This is a genomic window from Sulfuricurvum sp., from assembly GCF_028688295.1.
Lineage (GTDB): Bacteria > Campylobacterota > Campylobacteria > Campylobacterales > Sulfurimonadaceae > Sulfuricurvum.
Genome location: NZ_JAQTYM010000027.1, coordinates 9,839 through 26,784, shown reverse-complemented (window position 1 = coordinate 26,784; position 16,946 = coordinate 9,839). Strand labels below are relative to the sequence as shown.

Sequence of the window (16,946 nt, the reverse complement as noted above, 5' to 3'; positions counted from 1 at the left end):
ATAGTCAACGTCTCGAAGACATCGTCCCGATCCGCTAACCTGCTTAGTTTTCAATGATCTCAAACTCAAATCTAAGTCGCTTTCTCAAGCTTCCCAGTGTTTGTGGACGGGAATTATAGGGGATTTATCAATGAATGTCAAGAGGTTTTGTGAAGAAATTTCTATTAAATTGCAATGGATTCAAATCGTTACAAAGCGTTAGTAAACTCTACAAAAAGGTCTTTCATTATAATAGAGATTTGGAGTGTAACCAAGTAGTGATCTACTGCATCATATAAAGATTGTTACTCGTATCACATGCAGCGATAAAAAGCTCTTTTAATTCACGATCAAATGTCATGACATAAACATCACTATTGCGAAGTTCAAGTTGTTTAAAGTTCTCTAACAATACACCATCAGCTACATTTTTACCGTGATCGCATTTGGTAAAGTTAAAAGATTTTAGTGTTTTTCCATAATCATAGAGATTTGCTTCCCACTCATCTTTAAATAAATAAAGAGAATCGGGGTTCGCTGCAATATAAATATGATGATCCTCGATCGAATATTTATCAATCAAATCGTTAAACATAGGGGCAATATTGGAAAAATTTTCAATATCCCAAAAAAGATAGGGTTGTTGTGCAGATGTTTTGGAGTTTTTGTTTACCAAAGTAAGTCGTTTGGCAATATTAAAATGGCTATGCGCCATATCGTTAATGAGTTCAATACTGTTTTTGAGTTTTAGGGCATCATCGGTGTTAAACCGTAAAAGTTTCCCTAATTCGATGTAGAGTTCTATATCTTGCAGTTCTTGCCATGCTCCCCCTTTTTGGTAAAAACCAAGAGAACGGAGTTTTCCGGGAGAAAACACTAATGTAACTTTTATCGGTCTGCGAGAGGCGTATGCACGGGTCACACTCGCAAGAATTTTCCGTCCACTCTCTAAATCAGGTAGTTCGATAGAACCGTAATATTTTTGATTTATAATAATTTTTTCTACACTTGGCATGCCATATTCCTTGTTATTCGCGGGTATTTTAGCGCGGATAGCTTAGAAATTTATAGAAGATATTTTACTATTATCTCATCCACGTAATTTATAAAGCATATAAATATTTTTAGTGTTTTTACCTTTAATTTTATCACCATTCTTTTATCAATAAAAGAAGTCAATAAACCCTAAAAGATGCTAGAATACCTTAACATTATTTCTAAGGTCTATCATGAGTGTAACTAAAGTTTATGACAAAATTTTTTCTATACATGATCAAACTGTCGGTACACTTAGAGCGTTAAAAATAGCTCCTTACCCAACACATTACAAAAAATATTTTGATGAGATTTTTATCGAGCAAGCAGATGCTGCTTTAATAAAAGCACAAAAAGAAGATGAAAACATAGCAGGTACTCATGACGAATTGACCCGCTATCTCGACATAGCCCATCGTTCGATTATGAGCTTTGTCGAAACACATGCTGATATTTCACATGTTGCCGAACTTCAGAATAGCTATATCAATAAAGCGACTGAAGAAGGGATAGAGCGATGTGTTAATTTTGTTGAAGGATTAAGTGAATTAGGTAAAAATATGTCTGATGAGCTTAAAAAGGCTCAAACAAAAATTGAGCAACTCAGCAGTGAACTTCAAGAAGCATTAGAACAACTCACAACTGATCCCCTTACTCAAATTACCAATAGAAAAGGGCTAATAGATGATTTAAACAGTGCAATTTTAGCAGGACAAAATAAAATGCTCCCAATGGTAATCATGATGATTGATGCTGATAACTTCAAACAATTGAATGATATGTACGGACATCTAGCGGGTGATAAAGTCCTCTACTTCTTGGCGCAAAGCATTAAATCTGTTATTCGCAGCGGAGATAAAGTCTACCGCTATGGTGGTGAAGAATTTGCTGTTGTTTTGAACCGTTGTGAAAAAGATCAAGCCTTTGCCGTTGCGGATAAAATTCGCTCAAAAATCGAACATAGCCATCTGATTTATTCAGGAAAAACGATTCACATGACTGTCAGCGTAGGTGCGTCAATTCACCATTTAGGTGATAGTTATGATACTTTTTTAGGTCGTGCTGATAAAGCGTTGTACACTGCAAAAAATGAAGGTAAAAATAAAACTGTTTTATTTGATTAAAATATCAATAATAACTCATACTTATTTGTCAAAAAGTTACACTAACTTCCCATGATTGCGTATTCAAAGATCCACCTCTTCATTTTTTTAGTCTCCTTTAAACTTCCTTTAGCAACAATAACAAGCTAATTTATTAAGGGGACCTATTGAAATTATTTAATTATGCTATTTCTCTCCTTACACTTAACCTTTATGCGAATGAACTACCGATTATTACCTCTTTAAATGAGGATATGTCTCAAACTACTCAACTTGCTACACAAAAAAATCAGAATATTGATTATCAACCTTTTATTCTATCTGTATGGAACCAAAAAGATCTTTTTACATTTGGGGTAAGTAATCTCAAGGATGCATTGATGCTTATTCCAGGTATCGATTTAATGGGTGATAGCATCAACAATAGAACCATGGTTGTTCGTGGATCTAATCCGTTGGCCTATGGACAGACCAAGATGATTATTGATGGTGTTGTCGTTAATGATCACTCTTTTGACAGTTACAATGCCTATCTGAATTTTCCAATTGAAATAATCGAAAGAATCGAAGTGGTTCGAGGTCCAGGTAGCTTTATTGATGGAGTCAATGGTTATGCTGGAACCATAAATGTCATTACAAAGGCTCATAACAAAACGAAAAGCACTGCAAACGGTACTCTTTTTGCCGGATTCGGCAGTCATCAATCCCATCAAACAGGCTTTTGGCAAACATTTGATTTAGAAAAATCTCAATTATCTATTGATGGATTTTACTACAAAGATAATGCCAAGTCACCTGAAATTGTAACTGATAAATACGGGAAAACTGGTTTCGCCCCCCTTAATAATGAACAGTATAACTTAGGGTTTTCTTTGCGAAGTGACAACAGCTATTTACTTGGTCGTGTCAACGAGTACGTGTATGGAAGCGCTTTTGGAAATCTCAACGCACTCCCTAACGATGCAGGCCAACAATCTACACCCTCTTGGTATCTCGAAAGCGGGTATGCTACTTCACTCTCATCCGATATCCTCCTTAAAATAAAAGGGGGTATTTATGAAAATAGTTGGGAAAGTGATGCCCGTTCTTTACCTGTAGGTACTTATGGTCCTCTCACCTATCCGTTAGGATATTGGGCAGATTTAAAGCTCGATAATCGCCAAATTTATGGAAATATTTTATTCAGCTTTACTGGATTATCTAATCACAATATTACTGCAGGCTACACCTTCAAACACGAAGAAGTGACTAATATCCAATCAATTACTACTGAAAGAGTTGACGGAGGTATTATTTTAGTCGATTATTCGAAAAGTGCTCCGTTCTTGGATGCGGATGCTGCCCATCGCTATACCCATGAATTTTATTTTGGAGATAGTATCACCATCAACAACGACCTCGAGCTGGCACTCAATTTCGGCGGAACCAAAACCACATCGATTTCTACTAACCAGTATCAAAGAGCAGCGTTAGTCTATCAGCCACATCGGAGTCATATTTTTAAAACGATGCTCGGTAACAGTTACCGCCTCCCCTCATGGCAAGAATTATACACACTAAACAATCCTGTAAGAATAGGAAATCCCGATTTAAACCCTGAACATGTCACCTCTTATGAAGCTCAATATATTTACAAACCTTCATCTTCACTCTTTCTAGGTATTAATGCTTTTTATCTAAAAAATAATGATCAAATAACTGCCAATACTAATAGCAAGATTTATGAAAACATCGGTCAGCGAAATATTAAAGGGATAGAAACAGAATTTAAAGGAGAATATAGTGAGAATGACAGTTTTGCATTTTCCTATAGCTATATTACTGGCGAAACAATCAAGGGTGATCAAACAACCGATTATCTTCCATTTTCATCAAGCCATTTACTTAAAGGGGCTCTCTCATATTCGTTAACATCCGAAATGAAAGCAGCTGTTACAGGTCGATATGCAAGTGAAAAAAAACGTCGTCCCGATGATGGACGTTCACCTACAAAATCTTTCTCGACAATCGATATGACTTTAGGTTGGGAAAACTCGGCAGGATTCTATGTTCAAGCTAGAGTTAAAAATCTCTTTAATTCTCTCTACTATTACCCCTCAACTGTCTCCACCTACAACGGAGATTACCCGATTGAGGGTCGAATCTTTTGGGTACGTACAGGATTGAAATTTTAATGCGGATTTTGGTTCTTTTATTCATTATCTTTCTTAGTCTTCATGCTGAAGACACATTACTTCTCAATGCTCACATCAAAATGGTCCCAAAAATCATGGCATTAGATACCCGTTTAGTATCAAAAGAATCTTCTAATAAATCAATATTAGCCATAGTTTACGAAGGAAATCGTAAAAACATAGCTCGTACTATCGCAGATGAGATCAATCAACAACACAATGGCAAAGTAGCTAATATGAATTTTACGACTATCGCTATTCCACTTGAAGAATTAGTGTTACGCCGTGATATATCTTTTGTTTATCTGACCCAAATGAGTACTTCCTCTGTCCGTAAAATAGCTCAATGGGGAATAGAGAATACCATACCAACATTTTCTTATAATACTTCAGACTTAGAAGAGGGTGTACTTGGTTCGATCGCCATTGAACGCTCCACTATCATCTACATCAACAAAACAACCCTAAAAAAAGGAAATTTTCGTTTTAATGATACTTTATTCCAAATTGTGAGGCTTCTCGAATGAACCGCTTTAAAAATGCTCGTCTCTCCAGTAAACTTTTTATTACGCTGGTCGTCACTTTTTTGATTGTTTTCGCAACGGTTACCCTTGTAACCTTTATCATTGTTCGTGATTTAACCATGAACACCCAAAAAGAGAAAGCCGCATTGTTGATCGATGCAGTTGAGCCTTCCCTCTCACTTTCTATGTTTTTAGGAATCAAAGATATAAGCAGTAAGCTTTCTTCAATCACTCGTCTTAATGAAGTAATCGGCCTAAAAATAACTGATATTGAGGGCAAAATATTATTGGATTATCAACAATACACATCTTTATCCCCCTATGAATCGATCAAAGTTTCCAAAAATCTATTGGAACCCTCTTCCCTGAAACCAATCGGTTCCGTTACCCTAACCTATTCCGGAAAAGAATTTAGTAAAACCATGGACCGTTTTTATACCGTTTATGGATGGATTGCTTTAGGCGTTTTTGTCATTCTTTGGGTAATGCTTATCTGGATCAATCGCCTTTTATTACCAATTAATTTAATCGCCCGAAAAGTTCGAAATTTCAAACCTGGTGAAAAAATAACCTTTGATATCCCCTATAGTCAACGTGAATTTTCTCAAATTATTCATGCCTTTAAAGTGATGCAAGAGAGTGTTTGGAACTATTCTCAAGAGATCGAAACCATCAATAAAAATCTTGAAATCAAAATTGCCGAACAAACCCATGAAGCAACACGTCACCTTTATTATGACAATCTAACAACCTTACCTAATCGTCTTAAACTTCAAGAAGATTTATTATTAAAACCCACCAATACCGTTGCAATTTTAAATATTGACGATTTTAAAGAGATCAACGATTTCTTCGGTATCGATGCAGGTGATTGGCTACTTAGTCAAATAGGACACTGGCTTGTAGAGATGAAACTCTCCCCTTATCGTCTCGGAGGCGATGAGTTTGCCTTTCGACTAAAACAAGGTAACACATCAATCGAGTTTCGTCATAACATTGAAATACTTCTTGCCCTATTAAGTGAGAAGCTCTTTATGATCGCAGAGGAGACTGTTCATGTTCGAGCCACCGTCGGGATAGCAATCGACAGTGACAAACCACTCATACATGCTGATGTTGCTCTCAACAAAGCCCGTAGTGCAAAACAACCCTACTCCGTATACGATCAATCAGAGGGGATAGAACAACAATACCAAGCCAATATCGCGATGTCAGCCCGCATTCGTCAGGCTTTGGTTGAACACCGTATTGTTTGTCAATATCAACCTATCGTTTCTACACTAACAGGAAAAATTGAAAAATTTGAAACCTTAGTACGGATCAAAAACGAAGATGATACCTTGATTGCACCGTATGATTTTTTACCGATTGCCCAAAAAACCAAACTCTACCATCACATTACCCAAGAGGTTGTGTATCAAGCCTGCAACCTCTTTGCCGCTCGGCATGAACAATTTTCGATAAATCTCTCGGGAAGTGATATTCTAGATAGCCGTACCGTAGCCACTATCGAAAATATTCTCCGACAAACCGGTACCGCTGATCGGATCATCTTTGAAATTTTAGAATCTGAGGGTATTGAAAACTTTGATGAAGTTGCTTTATTTATCTCTAAAATGAAATCACTGGGGGCAAAAATTGCAATCGATGATTTTGGAACCGGATATTCAAATTTTGAAAACATTTTAAAACTCAACGTCGATATACTGAAAATTGATGGTTCTCTCATCAAATCTATCAATGAAAATCCTCGTCATCGTATCGTTGTCGAAGCCATCGTTGACTTCGCCCACCGCATTGGTATTGATACCGTAGCTGAATTCGTTTCTTCCGAAGAAATTTTACAAAATGTCACTGATTTAGGGATTACCTATGCACAAGGGTTCCATACCGGAAAACCGCAGTTTTTAAATCAACAACTGATGTAAAATTTAAAGCCAGCCATGTTATAATTCCGAAATTTTTTATAAGGGTACACCCATGTTAACCGATCGCGTCAATATACTCTCCGAATCGATTACCATTGCTATCTCTACGTTAGCACAAGAGCTTAAAGCACAAGGAAAAAACATCCTCAGTTTCTCTGCCGGTGAACCTGATTTTGATACACCTCAAGTGATCAAAGATGCCGCGATCAAAGCGATCAATGACGGCTTTACCAAATACACGGCGGTTGATGGTATACCTGATTTGAAATCTGCTATCGCACTTAAACTCAAACGTGATAACGGCTTGGAATACAAACCGAACCAAATCATTGCTAACAACGGTGCTAAGCACTCCCTTTACAACCTCTTTGCTTGTACAATCCAAGCCGGTGATGAAGTAATCATTCCGGCACCCTATTGGGTAACCTATCCTGAGCTGGTCATGTATTGTGGCGGAACCGTCGTAGAGATTCAGACCAACGATGAGAGCGGTTTTAAAATCACCCCTGAGCAACTCAAAGCGGCATTAACACCTAAAACCAAAATGTTGATTCTCACTTCTCCGTCGAACCCGACGGGTGCAGTCTACTCTCGCGAAGAGCTCACTGCTCTTGGAAAAGTACTAGAGGGGAGCGATGTTATCGTTGCCAGTGATGAGATGTATGAAAAACTGATTTATGATGGAGAGTTTACCTCTGCAGCGGCGGTGAGTGAGGATATGTTTAAACGTACCATCACTATCAACGGTCTTAGTAAATCGGTAGCGATGACAGGATGGCGTTTTGGGTATATGGCAGCACACAATACCGAAATCATCCAAGCAACTAAAAAGCTCCAAAGTCAAAGTACGTCAAACATCAACTCTATTACTCAAAAAGCGGCTATCGTCGGCCTAAACGGTGCGGCTGATGCGGACATCGAAGCGATGCGTGTTCAGTTTAAAGCACGACGCGACGAAGCGGTAAAATTGTTCAATGAAATTGACGGTCTCTCTGTCCTCTCACCTGATGGTGCATTTTATCTGTTTGTGAACATCAAAGAGGTAAGCAACGATTCGATGCAATTTTGCAAAGAGTTGCTCGAAGAGCAAGGGATCGCCGTTGTTCCAGGTGTAGGATTCGGATCTGAGGGATATTTCCGATTCAGTTTCGCAACCGATATCGAGAGTATTCGTGAGGGTATCAAACGTATCGCCACGTTTGTCGCGACTCAAAAATAACCTTATTTTCTTTATACCTAACCTTTAAAATACTCCCCGATTCTATTCGGGGACTTAACCCTCCCTTTTACCTTTAAATTCTATTCTGCTATTAATCCGTTGAGTGCTAAAACATAATCTGAAAATTCCTTTAAGGAGAGTTTTCATGAAACGGATCATCAGTATCTACACGGAACACAAAAACAGTGTACAGTATTATCTCCGCACTACGATGGAGAGTTTTCATCCCCTATCAAACGATCCCAAAGATATGCGCCGTTTTTTCGAATCTGAAAAAGCCGCTGAAGTTATCTATAGCGTAAATGACACATTTATCCAATACACACCGAGTTTTGGAAGAAATTATATTGATGAAAATCGCAACGGTACGGATAAATCCTTTTATTTCAAATGGGTTAGTTTTACCGAAGTATCGATACATATCAGTAACCCCTACCTCCATCATGTGACGGGACTGCCAACCCTTACCGCCGTCAAATGGGAAAACAATCACTACCTTGTTGCCGATTTCGATATGCTAAAACTTCTCGAAGAGCTTCGTCTTATTGAACACAACAGTGCGTATGAGCAGATCAACCGATTTGTGATGGGCATCGGCGGATTATTACTGGGGCTTGTCTCTGTCTTTTTAATCTTTTACGGAGCCTATATTTTTTTTCAAATGCTCATCTCTCCCTATTCAGGAAAAATGGTTATGCATGAGATCTTTACCTCAATTATTTCTATTACTATCGGTCTTGCAATCTATGATTTGGCCAAGACTCTTATTGAAAATGAGGTTCTTTTTAAAACCTTTAATTATGGTAATGATCTCCAAAATAAAACGCTCAGCAAATTTTTGACCTCTATTATTATTGCCCTATCTATCGAATCTTTAATGGCAGTCTTCAAAATTGTTCTGGATGACTACGGCAAACTGATCAATGCATTTTATTTGATTATAGGGGTAACATTGCTCATTGTAGGTACCGGAATTTATAACTATTTATCCTATCATAAGAAATAAAAATGATTGTGATTTTTATCTGATTTTTTTTTGATACAATCAATATAAAATCGAAATTGCTACTTTTTATAAAACTAAAAGGGAAACGTTTATGAAAGCGTTAAAAGATTCGTTTACTGAATACTTTGTCAATAAGCGCATACAACAAACACCTTATTATCTTATTGCCATCCTCTCCTTTAATATGCTCATTGTTGTAATGCTTACCATCATTATCTTGTATAACGTTGGATTTAACCATCAAAAAGATCGTCTCAAAGAACTTGTTGATACCCAAGCAGTTATGATTCACGTAGTGGCAGAACAAGAATTTTTGCTACACAAAAACCTCTCCCCAGAAATGAAAAAAAGAGTCGCCGAAGATATTATTCGAAAAGTATCACAAGCCCATTCCGGATATACGGGATTTGGAAAAACAGGAGAGTTTACCCTAGGTAAACGCGAAGGTGACAAAATTCAGTTTTTAATTAAACAGCGACATTTTAAAATAGATAAACCGACTCCAGTACTCTGGAACTCTCTCAAGGGAGAACCAATGAGACGCGCTCTAAATGGGGTAAAAGGTATTGATATCACCTATGATTAGCGAGGAGCTATTGTTCTTGCCGCGTATGAGCCGATTAAAGATCTAGATTGGGGGCTAGTTGCCAAATTCGACCTCTCTGAAATACGGGCTCCCTATATAAAAGCTGCCCAATACGCACTAGGATTAGCGATTTTATTAGCCTTTTTCAGTAGTGTCATCTTTTGGTATTTTCTCCATCCATTAGTACAAAACATCGAAGATTCGCGCCGCTTTAACCGTATGTTGATTGAGACATCCTCCACCGGATTGGCTTTGTGTACTTTTGAAGGGAATATTATCGATGCAAATACTAGTTTTTTGGAAATGATTGGCTTGAGCGTCGATGAAGAGAAAAATATTAATTATTTTGACCTAATAGCTGACGAATTCCGAGAGCAAGAAAAAAAATATCTCAATACACTTAAAAAAACTGGCACCATCAAGCCTTATGAAAGCATCTACCTCACTAAAAACAAAGAACGTATTGATGTAAAAGTTTCCGGAAAAATGATTTCTATAGAAGGAAGCACTTATATTTGGCTAAGTGTTGATAATATTAGCCTGCAAAAAGCGTATGAGCAGCAATTGATCATAGATTCACATCATGATTCTTTAACAGGATTACCAAACCGTCTCTTTTTCAATCAAATTCTGCGTCAAACACTCTCCAGAGCAGAACGCTCCCATAAAACATTTGCCCTCTTTTTTATTGATCTAAATCAATTCAAAGAGGTAAATGATACCTACGGGCATGAATGTGGAGATATCTTACTGAGAACGGTTGCCGAACGTTTGCAGACAAATATACGCACAGATGATTTTGTAGCACGCTTAGGGGGGGATGAATTTATCATTATTTTTGAATCCATCAAGAATCAAAATGAAGCAATAACGGTGGCAAAAGCCCTTATCGAGAAGACCAAACAGCCTCTTGTAATTGAGGGGTGCGAAGTGACCCCTTCTATCAGTATTGGAATAGCTTTTTACCCAGAGCAAGCTTGTGATGCGGAAACATTACTCAGATGTGCCGACAAAGCAATGTATCATGCAAAGCATCAAACTAGTGAGCATTACTTTATCTATGATCCCAATCAATAAGATTTAAACTATTTGATACTTTTCAGCGCTTCAACAACCGCGTCAATATTCCCCATCGGAAGATGAACTTTCCATTCAGGATTTTTAGCATCACCCGATAAAGAGATTCCGATGCTCGCAACACTGTCACTTCCAACACCGTAGGGTTCATCCACTTTACTAATTGTGATAATCCCTTTTTTTGTTCCATCCAGTGGAATCTCTTTAATAATGTTTACACCTGAACTCATAAGATCTCCTATTTCGTGGTAGCTATAGAAGAGTTTAGCCGATTTTGGCTAAAGCAATCTTAAAAAAAGGAAGTTTATTGAGCTGGTTGTGATTTTGGGGAATTTCCATAGATAAAAGCATACATTTTGCGGTAATAGCGCTCATTACGGGTACGATCCGTTGCGCTAAAATGGTGGTAGCGACCGAGGGTTTCCCATGAATATCCAAAACTTTTGACGAGTTTTGTCAAAATTCCGTTTGCGTATTCTCTCGCCGTGATATCTTCAAAATATTCATGAAGCATTGGGTTTGGATGGTATTTGTAGTTGATCTGATAAGGTCCAAGATCAAGGTTAATGATACCACCATCGATGAGTGCTTGGGCTTGCGCGCTACATTGCTCAGCGGATCCACATTTAATTAAATGGCCATTCACCGCAAATCCAGCAGCTTTCGCTCGCTCAGCTTCTTCAACCGCATTGATCCGGATCACATGAGGATTACACTCTCCATTCTCTTTTAGACACTCACAGTGTTTAATTGCATCGAGAACGATATCAGGCATACGGATTTCGGAAGGTTCACTCTCAGCATAAACTATACTGCTCAATAAGATCATCCCCGCTACTGCCATTTTCATCCGTATCCCCTTCATAACTTAAGATTCTAACATTTTAGCGAGTTTTGCCTGCATTTTCAGCCAAAGTTTATGTTCCATTAATGGAAAGCCGCTATAAACACCTTTATTAACGATACTTTTGGTAACACCTGAACGGGCAGCTAACGTCGTAAATGGTGCGATACTTAAATGACCTGCCGTTGCACTTTGTCCACCCATCACTACATTACGACCCAGTGTAGTAGAACCGGCTAAACCGGATTGTGAAACCAGAATCGAGTGTTCACCAACGATACAATTGTGTCCAATTTGGACTAAATTATCAATTTTTACACCCTGCTTAATAATGGTTGATCCAAATACTGCACAATCTACGGTACTGTTAGCCCCAATCTCTACATCATCTTCAATAATAACATTGCCATTTTGGTAAAGCTTCACATGCTCGCCCATTTTAGTATGTGCATAACCAAATCCATCACTTCCAATAGCGGTTCCGGCGTGGATCATTACCCGATTGCCTATTATGCAATCACGATAAATCGTAACATTAGGATAAAGGATTACGTCATCTCCAATTACCGTTTCACTCCCCACATACACACCGCTCATAATCGTACAATTCGTACCGATTTTGGCACCATTTTCAATGTGTGCACTTGGATAGATATGAGTACCTTCACCAATAAGGGGAGCGATTTCACTGCTTTGTATAGGTTTTGCAAAATATTTTGAGAGGTGTGCTACCGACATATACGGCTCATCCGAGTTCAAAACCACAACACCTTCGGGAAGTAAATACGCTTTTGAAGCAGGAAGAATCACCGCCGATGCTTTTGTCTGTGAAAGCTCTTTTTCGTATTTAGAATCAGAGAGAAAAGAAATCTCCCCTTCTACTGCATTTTTGAGAGTATTCATCCCTGTAATTTCGATCGTATTCGTAATCTCTTCGCTTCCAAGATAGAGTGCAATTTCTTGTAATGTCATTGCCTATCTTTCGAGTGCAACGGAACCGCTACGAACGATCTCTTTAGGGTGGAAACGTTTTATCGCTTCGAGAAAATGGTTAACACGTGATGGCTCATCAGAGATCATTACAATCATGGTATCGCTTCCAACATTGACGATACGACCATTATAAGCATGGGTCAACGCTTCAATATCTCCTAATGATTCAGTCATCGGGATTTTGACGAGTGCCATTTCCGTCTCAACCAAATCAGCATGCTCATACACTCTAAGAACAGGGATGAGTTTATGCAACTGCTTTGTGATTTGTTCTACCACACGAACAGACCCAGCAGTTACGATGGTGATACGAGAGTATTTAGAATCAGGGATCGGTGCTACTGTCAATGACTCAATATTGTATCCACGCCCTGAAAACAGTCCTGCAATACGCGAGAGTACGCTTGCTTCATTCATTACGATAACGGAAATAACGCGACGTTCTGTCTGTTCCATCATTATTTCTCCTTGTACTCTAACATCATGTTAAACAATGATCCGCCGGCAGGAACCATCGGTAACACGTTCTCGAATCGATTAACGACAACATCGATAATCGCCACCACATTTTTCTCAACCGCATCTTTGAGTGCAGCATCGAACTCTTCTTTGGTAGTAACACGATACCCTACTCCACCGAATGCTTCAGCGAGTTTTACAAAATCAGGCTGCATCGAAAGATCAGTCGATGAGTGACGCTTGTCATAGAACAACGTCTGCCACTGACGAACCATCCCTAAAAAGTTGTTATTTAAAATAACATTGATAACGGGGAGTTTATACTCTACTGCCGTCATCAATTCTTGGATATTCATCAAAATCGATCCATCTCCGGTGATGTTAACACTGACGCGATCCATATCAGCACGTTTCACACCCAGAGCTGCCGGGAAACCAAATCCCATCGTCCCAAGACCACCGGAGCTGACCCATTGGCGTGGACGGGTAAACGGATAAAATTGTGCCGTCCACATCTGATGCTGTCCAACGTCGGTTGAGATATTAGCACCATCACCCAAAAGTTGCCCGATACGCTCAACAACCCATTGCGGCTTGATACGATCACCCTCTTCTTTGTAGGAGAGCGGATGGAGCTTATTGAAATTGGCAATCGTGTTGTGCCATGATTCATACCGAGCAGGATCTACTTGCTCTTTTGCCAAAGGAATCATCTGTTCAAGTACATTTTTGACATCTCCAACAATCGGGAAATGGGCATTAACAAGCTTTGAAATACTCGCCGGATCAATATCAACATGGATAATCTGCGCATTTTTAGCAAACTCGGAAAGTTTACCCGTAACACGGTCATCAAAACGTGCCCCTAAGCCGATAACGAGATCGGTTTCGGACATTGCCATATTTGCTGCGTATGAGCCATGCATCCCAAGCATCGAAATAAGCAGTGGATCATCAAATCGCAGTGTACCGCGTGCCATAAAGGTCTCTACGGCAGGAATTTGAGTCATTTTTGAAAACTCACGAACCAAATCTGCAGCATTGGCGTTGATAATCCCTCCACCCAGATACAAAAGAGGACGTTTTGCATTCGCAATCGCTTCAATCGCTTTTTTGATTTGGCGGGTATTCCCTTTTGTCGTCGGCTTATAGGTTTCGATATCCACTTCTTTGGAATAATCAAACTTAGCGATTTGCGCCGTTACGTCTTTGGGAATATCAACGTGTACCGGACCCGGACGACCCGTACGTGCGATATAAAATGCCTCTTTGAGAATACGCGGAAGATCTGCCGCATCCGTTACCAAATAATTGTGTTTTGTACAAGGACGGCTGATGCCGACAGCATCGATCTCCTGGAATGCATCAGTTCCAATAAGTGACATCGGAACCTGACCGCTGATGACCACAAGAGGGATAGAATCCATATAGGCATCCGCTAAACCAGTAACACCGTTAGTAAATCCTGGCCCCGAAGTGATCATCGCCACCCCTACTTTTCCGGTCGCTTTTGCATACCCTTCTGCAGCATGTACCGCAGCTTGTTCATGACGTGTCAAAACATGTTGAAATGATCGTTGTTTATAAATCTCATCATAGACGTTCATGATCGCCCCGCCGGGATAGCCGAATATGACTTCGACTTCCTCGGCGATGAGTGCTTCGATAACCATCTGTGCACCGCTGATTTGCATGTCGTCTCCTTTTTACTGTGTGAATTTAATACGCCGAAGGAATAAAATTCATTCGGCTACGCTGGCCGCTTGGGCTGCTAAAGCTTGCCTCTGTCGAGGCAGATTTAATATTTTGTGTGAATATAACGGAAAAAAATTAGGCAATTATAAAAGAAAATAGCTATAAATTACGTTAAAAGAACCCTAAGCACTCATCACTAAAGATTTAAAATCCTTTTTTTGTTGCCGTTACGACAAAAATAGGGTAATTTTGCTCTTCTTTTTCAACGGTATAAGCATGGTGAAAACGGACATGCTCAAAACCTGCATTTTCAATCGTTTCACGGAGAGATTCTCGATCGAAGCCGAAATGGTGTACCCCATCATTACCATGAGTATGAAAGGTTCCATCTTCTGCTTCAAGATCTGCAATCGCAACAAAACCGTCACGCTTGAGATGTTTATGAAAACTCTCGAAAAGTGAAGCAGTATCTTCGACATGATGCATCGCCATGGAACTGACGATACCATGAAACTGCTCTTGCAAAGGCTCTTCAAGGATATCTTGACAAATTGCCTGAACCGATAATTTATCACTATTTTTGGATGTCAACTGCTCTAACATTTTATCGGAGAGGTCAACACCGACCACTGTTTTAACCATTGGAGCAATTTTAAAACTGAGCAATCCTGTCCCCGCACCAAAATCCATAATACTCATATTATTTAATAGTGATATTCTGCTGCTGATGGTTTGAAAGACACTGTGTGCAATTGTTTGGCGCATATCGCCTTTATCCCATCCCCCAGCTGCTTGATTAAAACGTTCTGTCATTTTAGATTTCCCCTTGTTTTTTACGGCTGACATAATTTAAAATTGCCATGGAAACAATCAAAATTCCAACACCGCTAATCAGATAAAAGGCAAAATGCATATTAGTGATATCGTTGATAGCGACTTTAAAGACGACCATCAGCGATTCGATCGAGAGGGCGATGATAATCGAGGTCAAAAATTTGGTCAAGGTTTTGTATTCACTCCCCTCTTCAAGAGTTAGAGAGCGGTAGAATACCTCCTGCTCCAAGATCGTTTTTGCCAAATCATAAATCGCAATCGCCAACGTAATACCGATGATCGATTTAAAGACATACTGAAGCGTTTCATCTCCGGAACTCATAAGTGCTTTGGCAAATCCCAGCAACCCATACCCGCCCAAAAACAGTGACAGCAATACCAATCCGCCCCCTAGCAAGCCGTAAACCCATACGGAGAGTTTAGAGATGAGTCGAGTACTCTCAATCAGGTGCATTTTCCCCAATACCGCGACAAGATCGAGATCAAATACGGCGATTTTGCCATCAGAGTATTTGCGAGCGACCGAGACTTTCGGCTGACCGCTATTGGCACAGATGTAGGGGTTTGAGATGTAATTGCCTTTATCGTCAAACTGGATACGGTTGATGAAATAGGCTCTATCAGTACCTTTTAAACTCATATCATGGCCGCTTCTGCGCCATGTCGGGGTGATCTGTTCCCCCTTTTCATCCATCAGATACATATCGGTGAGACAGGGGAGCCGTTTAAAAAATTGTTTCACTTGCTCATCATCAAAATCGTGCTGAGGAGTGTCACTGATCGTACTTAGTAAAAACCCCTCTACCGCTTCACGGTTTTCACGGTATATCTGCATCATTTGTTTCATTCGTTGTGTTCCATCTTATTAAAGTTCTTTAGTGTATCCAAAACGGCTAACGATGTCAAAATTAGTGCCAAACACCATCGATTAACGTCCCACAATGAGGACAATGATTTGTTTCTACCAAATGGTTGGTAACGTATTGTCCGATATGTCCGTGACGCTCAATAACCATTTTATGACAGCTCGGACAATAGGTCGATTCACGTGCCTCATCATCGATATTACCGATATAAACGTATTTCAATCCCGCTTCTTTACCGATCTCATAGGCACGACGAAGGGTTGAAGCAGGTGTTCGTGGAGTATCCAACATCTTATACATCGGATGAAATCCGCTGATATGCCACGGCATCGAGGGATCAATATCAGCTTGAAATTTGGCAATGGCACGTATTTCATCGTCTGAATCGTTCAATCCCGGAATAAGGAGTGTTGTCGTTTCAATCCATATCCCTTTTTTATGGGCATATTCGATGGTGTCTAAAACGGGTTTGAGGGAGGCACCGCAAATATCTTTGTAAAAGTTTTGCGTATTCCCTTTTATATCAATATTCATCCCATCTAAATAAGGTGCTATCGTATCGATCGCTTTGTGGGTCTCATAGCCGCTGGTGACATAGATATTTTTCAATCCCGCTTCATGGGC

General features: G+C 39.5%; 17 protein-coding genes. 8 read left to right on the top strand and 9 right to left on the bottom strand.

Annotated elements, in window-relative coordinates:
• Window positions 1-262: 262 nt before the first annotated feature.
• Window positions 263-994 carry a hypothetical protein gene (locus PHR02_RS07315; protein WP_299990647.1) on the bottom strand — a complete coding sequence of 244 codons (732 nt, stop codon included), beginning with the start codon at window positions 992-994 and terminating at the stop codon, window positions 263-265.
• A 214-nt stretch (window positions 995-1,208) separates the two neighbouring features.
• On the opposite strand from PHR02_RS07315, the gene PHR02_RS07310 reads away from it, so the two are divergent.
• The 8 genes from PHR02_RS07310 to PHR02_RS07275 all read left to right on the top strand — a co-directional run bounded on the left by PHR02_RS07310 (window position 1,209) and on the right by PHR02_RS07275 (window position 10,631).
• The gene (locus PHR02_RS07310; RefSeq protein ID WP_299990646.1) at window positions 1,209-2,138 is read left to right on the top strand and encodes a GGDEF domain-containing protein; all 930 of its coding nucleotides are present in this window, start codon (window positions 1,209-1,211) and stop codon (window positions 2,136-2,138) included.
• Between the two features lie 146 nt (window positions 2,139-2,284).
• The gene (locus tag PHR02_RS07305; protein ID WP_299990644.1) at window positions 2,285-4,291 is read left to right on the top strand and encodes a TonB-dependent receptor; all 2,007 of its coding nucleotides are present in this window, start codon (window positions 2,285-2,287) and stop codon (window positions 4,289-4,291) included.
• A gap of 95 nt (window positions 4,292-4,386) precedes the next feature.
• Window positions 4,387-4,818 (top strand): hypothetical protein, encoded by a 432-nt coding sequence (locus PHR02_RS07300; protein WP_299990642.1) that lies wholly within the window; start codon window positions 4,387-4,389, stop codon window positions 4,816-4,818.
• On the top strand, window positions 4,815-6,743 hold the full coding sequence (locus PHR02_RS07295) for a GGDEF domain-containing phosphodiesterase (protein WP_299990640.1): 1,929 nt from the start codon (window positions 4,815-4,817) through the stop codon (window positions 6,741-6,743). The genes PHR02_RS07300 and PHR02_RS07295 overlap by 4 nt, the downstream gene beginning before the upstream one ends.
• 52 nt (window positions 6,744-6,795) lie before the next feature.
• Window positions 6,796-7,962 (top strand): pyridoxal phosphate-dependent aminotransferase, encoded by a 1,167-nt coding sequence (locus PHR02_RS07290; protein ID WP_299990638.1) that lies wholly within the window; start codon window positions 6,796-6,798, stop codon window positions 7,960-7,962.
• Between the two features lie 145 nt (window positions 7,963-8,107).
• Complete coding sequence (locus PHR02_RS07285; protein WP_299990636.1) at window positions 8,108-8,968, top strand: hypothetical protein; 861 nt, start codon at window positions 8,108-8,110, stop codon at window positions 8,966-8,968.
• Window positions 8,969-9,059: 91 nt separating this feature from the next.
• Window positions 9,060-9,554 (top strand): hypothetical protein, encoded by a 495-nt coding sequence (locus PHR02_RS07280; protein ID WP_299990634.1) that lies wholly within the window; start codon window positions 9,060-9,062, stop codon window positions 9,552-9,554.
• Window positions 9,555-9,563: 9 nt separating this feature from the next.
• Window positions 9,564-10,631 carry a sensor domain-containing diguanylate cyclase gene (locus tag PHR02_RS07275; protein WP_366141174.1) on the top strand — a complete coding sequence of 356 codons (1,068 nt, stop codon included), beginning with the start codon at window positions 9,564-9,566 and terminating at the stop codon, window positions 10,629-10,631.
• A gap of 8 nt (window positions 10,632-10,639) precedes the next feature.
• Here the strand turns inward: PHR02_RS07275 and PHR02_RS07270 are convergent, their stop codons facing one another.
• The 8 genes from PHR02_RS07270 to PHR02_RS07235 all read right to left on the bottom strand — a co-directional run.
• Window positions 10,640-10,861, bottom strand: a complete 222-nt coding sequence (locus PHR02_RS07270; protein WP_299990632.1) for a hypothetical protein — start codon at window positions 10,859-10,861, stop codon at window positions 10,640-10,642.
• Window positions 10,862-10,935: 74 nt separating this feature from the next.
• Window positions 10,936-11,481: a hypothetical protein gene (locus PHR02_RS07265; RefSeq protein WP_299990630.1), complete on the bottom strand. Its 546-nt coding sequence runs from the start codon at window positions 11,479-11,481 to the stop codon at window positions 10,936-10,938.
• A gap of 18 nt (window positions 11,482-11,499) precedes the next feature.
• On the bottom strand, window positions 11,500-12,447 hold the full coding sequence (gene lpxD / locus PHR02_RS07260) for a UDP-3-O-(3-hydroxymyristoyl)glucosamine N-acyltransferase (RefSeq protein ID WP_299990628.1): 948 nt from the start codon (window positions 12,445-12,447) through the stop codon (window positions 11,500-11,502).
• Between the two features lie 3 nt (window positions 12,448-12,450).
• Entirely contained in the window at window positions 12,451-12,927 is a 477-nt protein-coding gene (gene ilvN / locus PHR02_RS07255; RefSeq protein ID WP_299990626.1) for an acetolactate synthase small subunit, read from the bottom strand.
• Window positions 12,927-14,621, bottom strand: a complete 1,695-nt coding sequence (locus PHR02_RS07250; protein ID WP_299990624.1) for an acetolactate synthase large subunit — start codon at window positions 14,619-14,621, stop codon at window positions 12,927-12,929. The genes ilvN and PHR02_RS07250 overlap by 1 nt, the downstream gene beginning before the upstream one ends.
• Window positions 14,622-14,826: 205 nt before the next feature.
• Entirely contained in the window at window positions 14,827-15,435 is a 609-nt protein-coding gene (locus PHR02_RS07245) for a class I SAM-dependent methyltransferase (protein ID WP_299990622.1), read from the bottom strand.
• Between the two features lies 1 nt (window position 15,436).
• On the bottom strand, window positions 15,437-16,303 hold the full coding sequence (locus tag PHR02_RS07240; RefSeq protein ID WP_299990620.1) for a PDC sensor domain-containing protein: 867 nt from the start codon (window positions 16,301-16,303) through the stop codon (window positions 15,437-15,439).
• 61 nt (window positions 16,304-16,364) lie between these two features.
• Window positions 16,365-16,946, bottom strand: a 582-nt coding sequence (locus PHR02_RS07235) for a radical SAM protein (RefSeq protein WP_299990618.1), incomplete at its 5' end; no start/stop codon positions are given.

Excerpts from the sequence above, each read along its gene's own strand:
- PHR02_RS07315 (WP_299990647.1), bottom strand. The coding sequence starts at position 994 with ATGCCAAGTGTAGAAAAAATTATTATAAATCAAAAATATTACGGTTCT.
- PHR02_RS07310 (WP_299990646.1), top strand. The coding sequence starts at position 1,209 with ATGAGTGTAACTAAAGTTTATGACAAAATTTTTTCTATACATGATCAA.
- PHR02_RS07300 (WP_299990642.1), top strand. The coding sequence starts at position 4,387 with ATGGCATTAGATACCCGTTTAGTATCAAAAGAATCTTCTAATAAATCA.
- PHR02_RS07295 (WP_299990640.1), top strand. The coding sequence starts at position 4,815 with ATGAACCGCTTTAAAAATGCTCGTCTCTCCAGTAAACTTTTTATTACG.
- PHR02_RS07290 (WP_299990638.1), top strand. The coding sequence starts at position 6,796 with ATGTTAACCGATCGCGTCAATATACTCTCCGAATCGATTACCATTGCT.
- PHR02_RS07285 (WP_299990636.1), top strand. The coding sequence starts at position 8,108 with ATGAAACGGATCATCAGTATCTACACGGAACACAAAAACAGTGTACAG.
- PHR02_RS07280 (WP_299990634.1), top strand. The coding sequence starts at position 9,060 with ATGAAAGCGTTAAAAGATTCGTTTACTGAATACTTTGTCAATAAGCGC.
- PHR02_RS07270 (WP_299990632.1), bottom strand. The coding sequence starts at position 10,861 with ATGAGTTCAGGTGTAAACATTATTAAAGAGATTCCACTGGATGGAACA.
- PHR02_RS07265 (WP_299990630.1), bottom strand. The coding sequence starts at position 11,481 with ATGAAAATGGCAGTAGCGGGGATGATCTTATTGAGCAGTATAGTTTAT.
- lpxD (WP_299990628.1), bottom strand. The coding sequence starts at position 12,447 with ATGACATTACAAGAAATTGCACTCTATCTTGGAAGCGAAGAGATTACG.
- ilvN (WP_299990626.1), bottom strand. The coding sequence starts at position 12,927 with ATGATGGAACAGACAGAACGTCGCGTTATTTCCGTTATCGTAATGAAT.
- PHR02_RS07250 (WP_299990624.1), bottom strand. The coding sequence starts at position 14,621 with ATGCAAATCAGCGGTGCACAGATGGTTATCGAAGCACTCATCGCCGAG.
- PHR02_RS07245 (WP_299990622.1), bottom strand. The coding sequence starts at position 15,435 with ATGACAGAACGTTTTAATCAAGCAGCTGGGGGATGGGATAAAGGCGAT.
- PHR02_RS07240 (WP_299990620.1), bottom strand. The coding sequence starts at position 16,303 with ATGAAACAAATGATGCAGATATACCGTGAAAACCGTGAAGCGGTAGAG.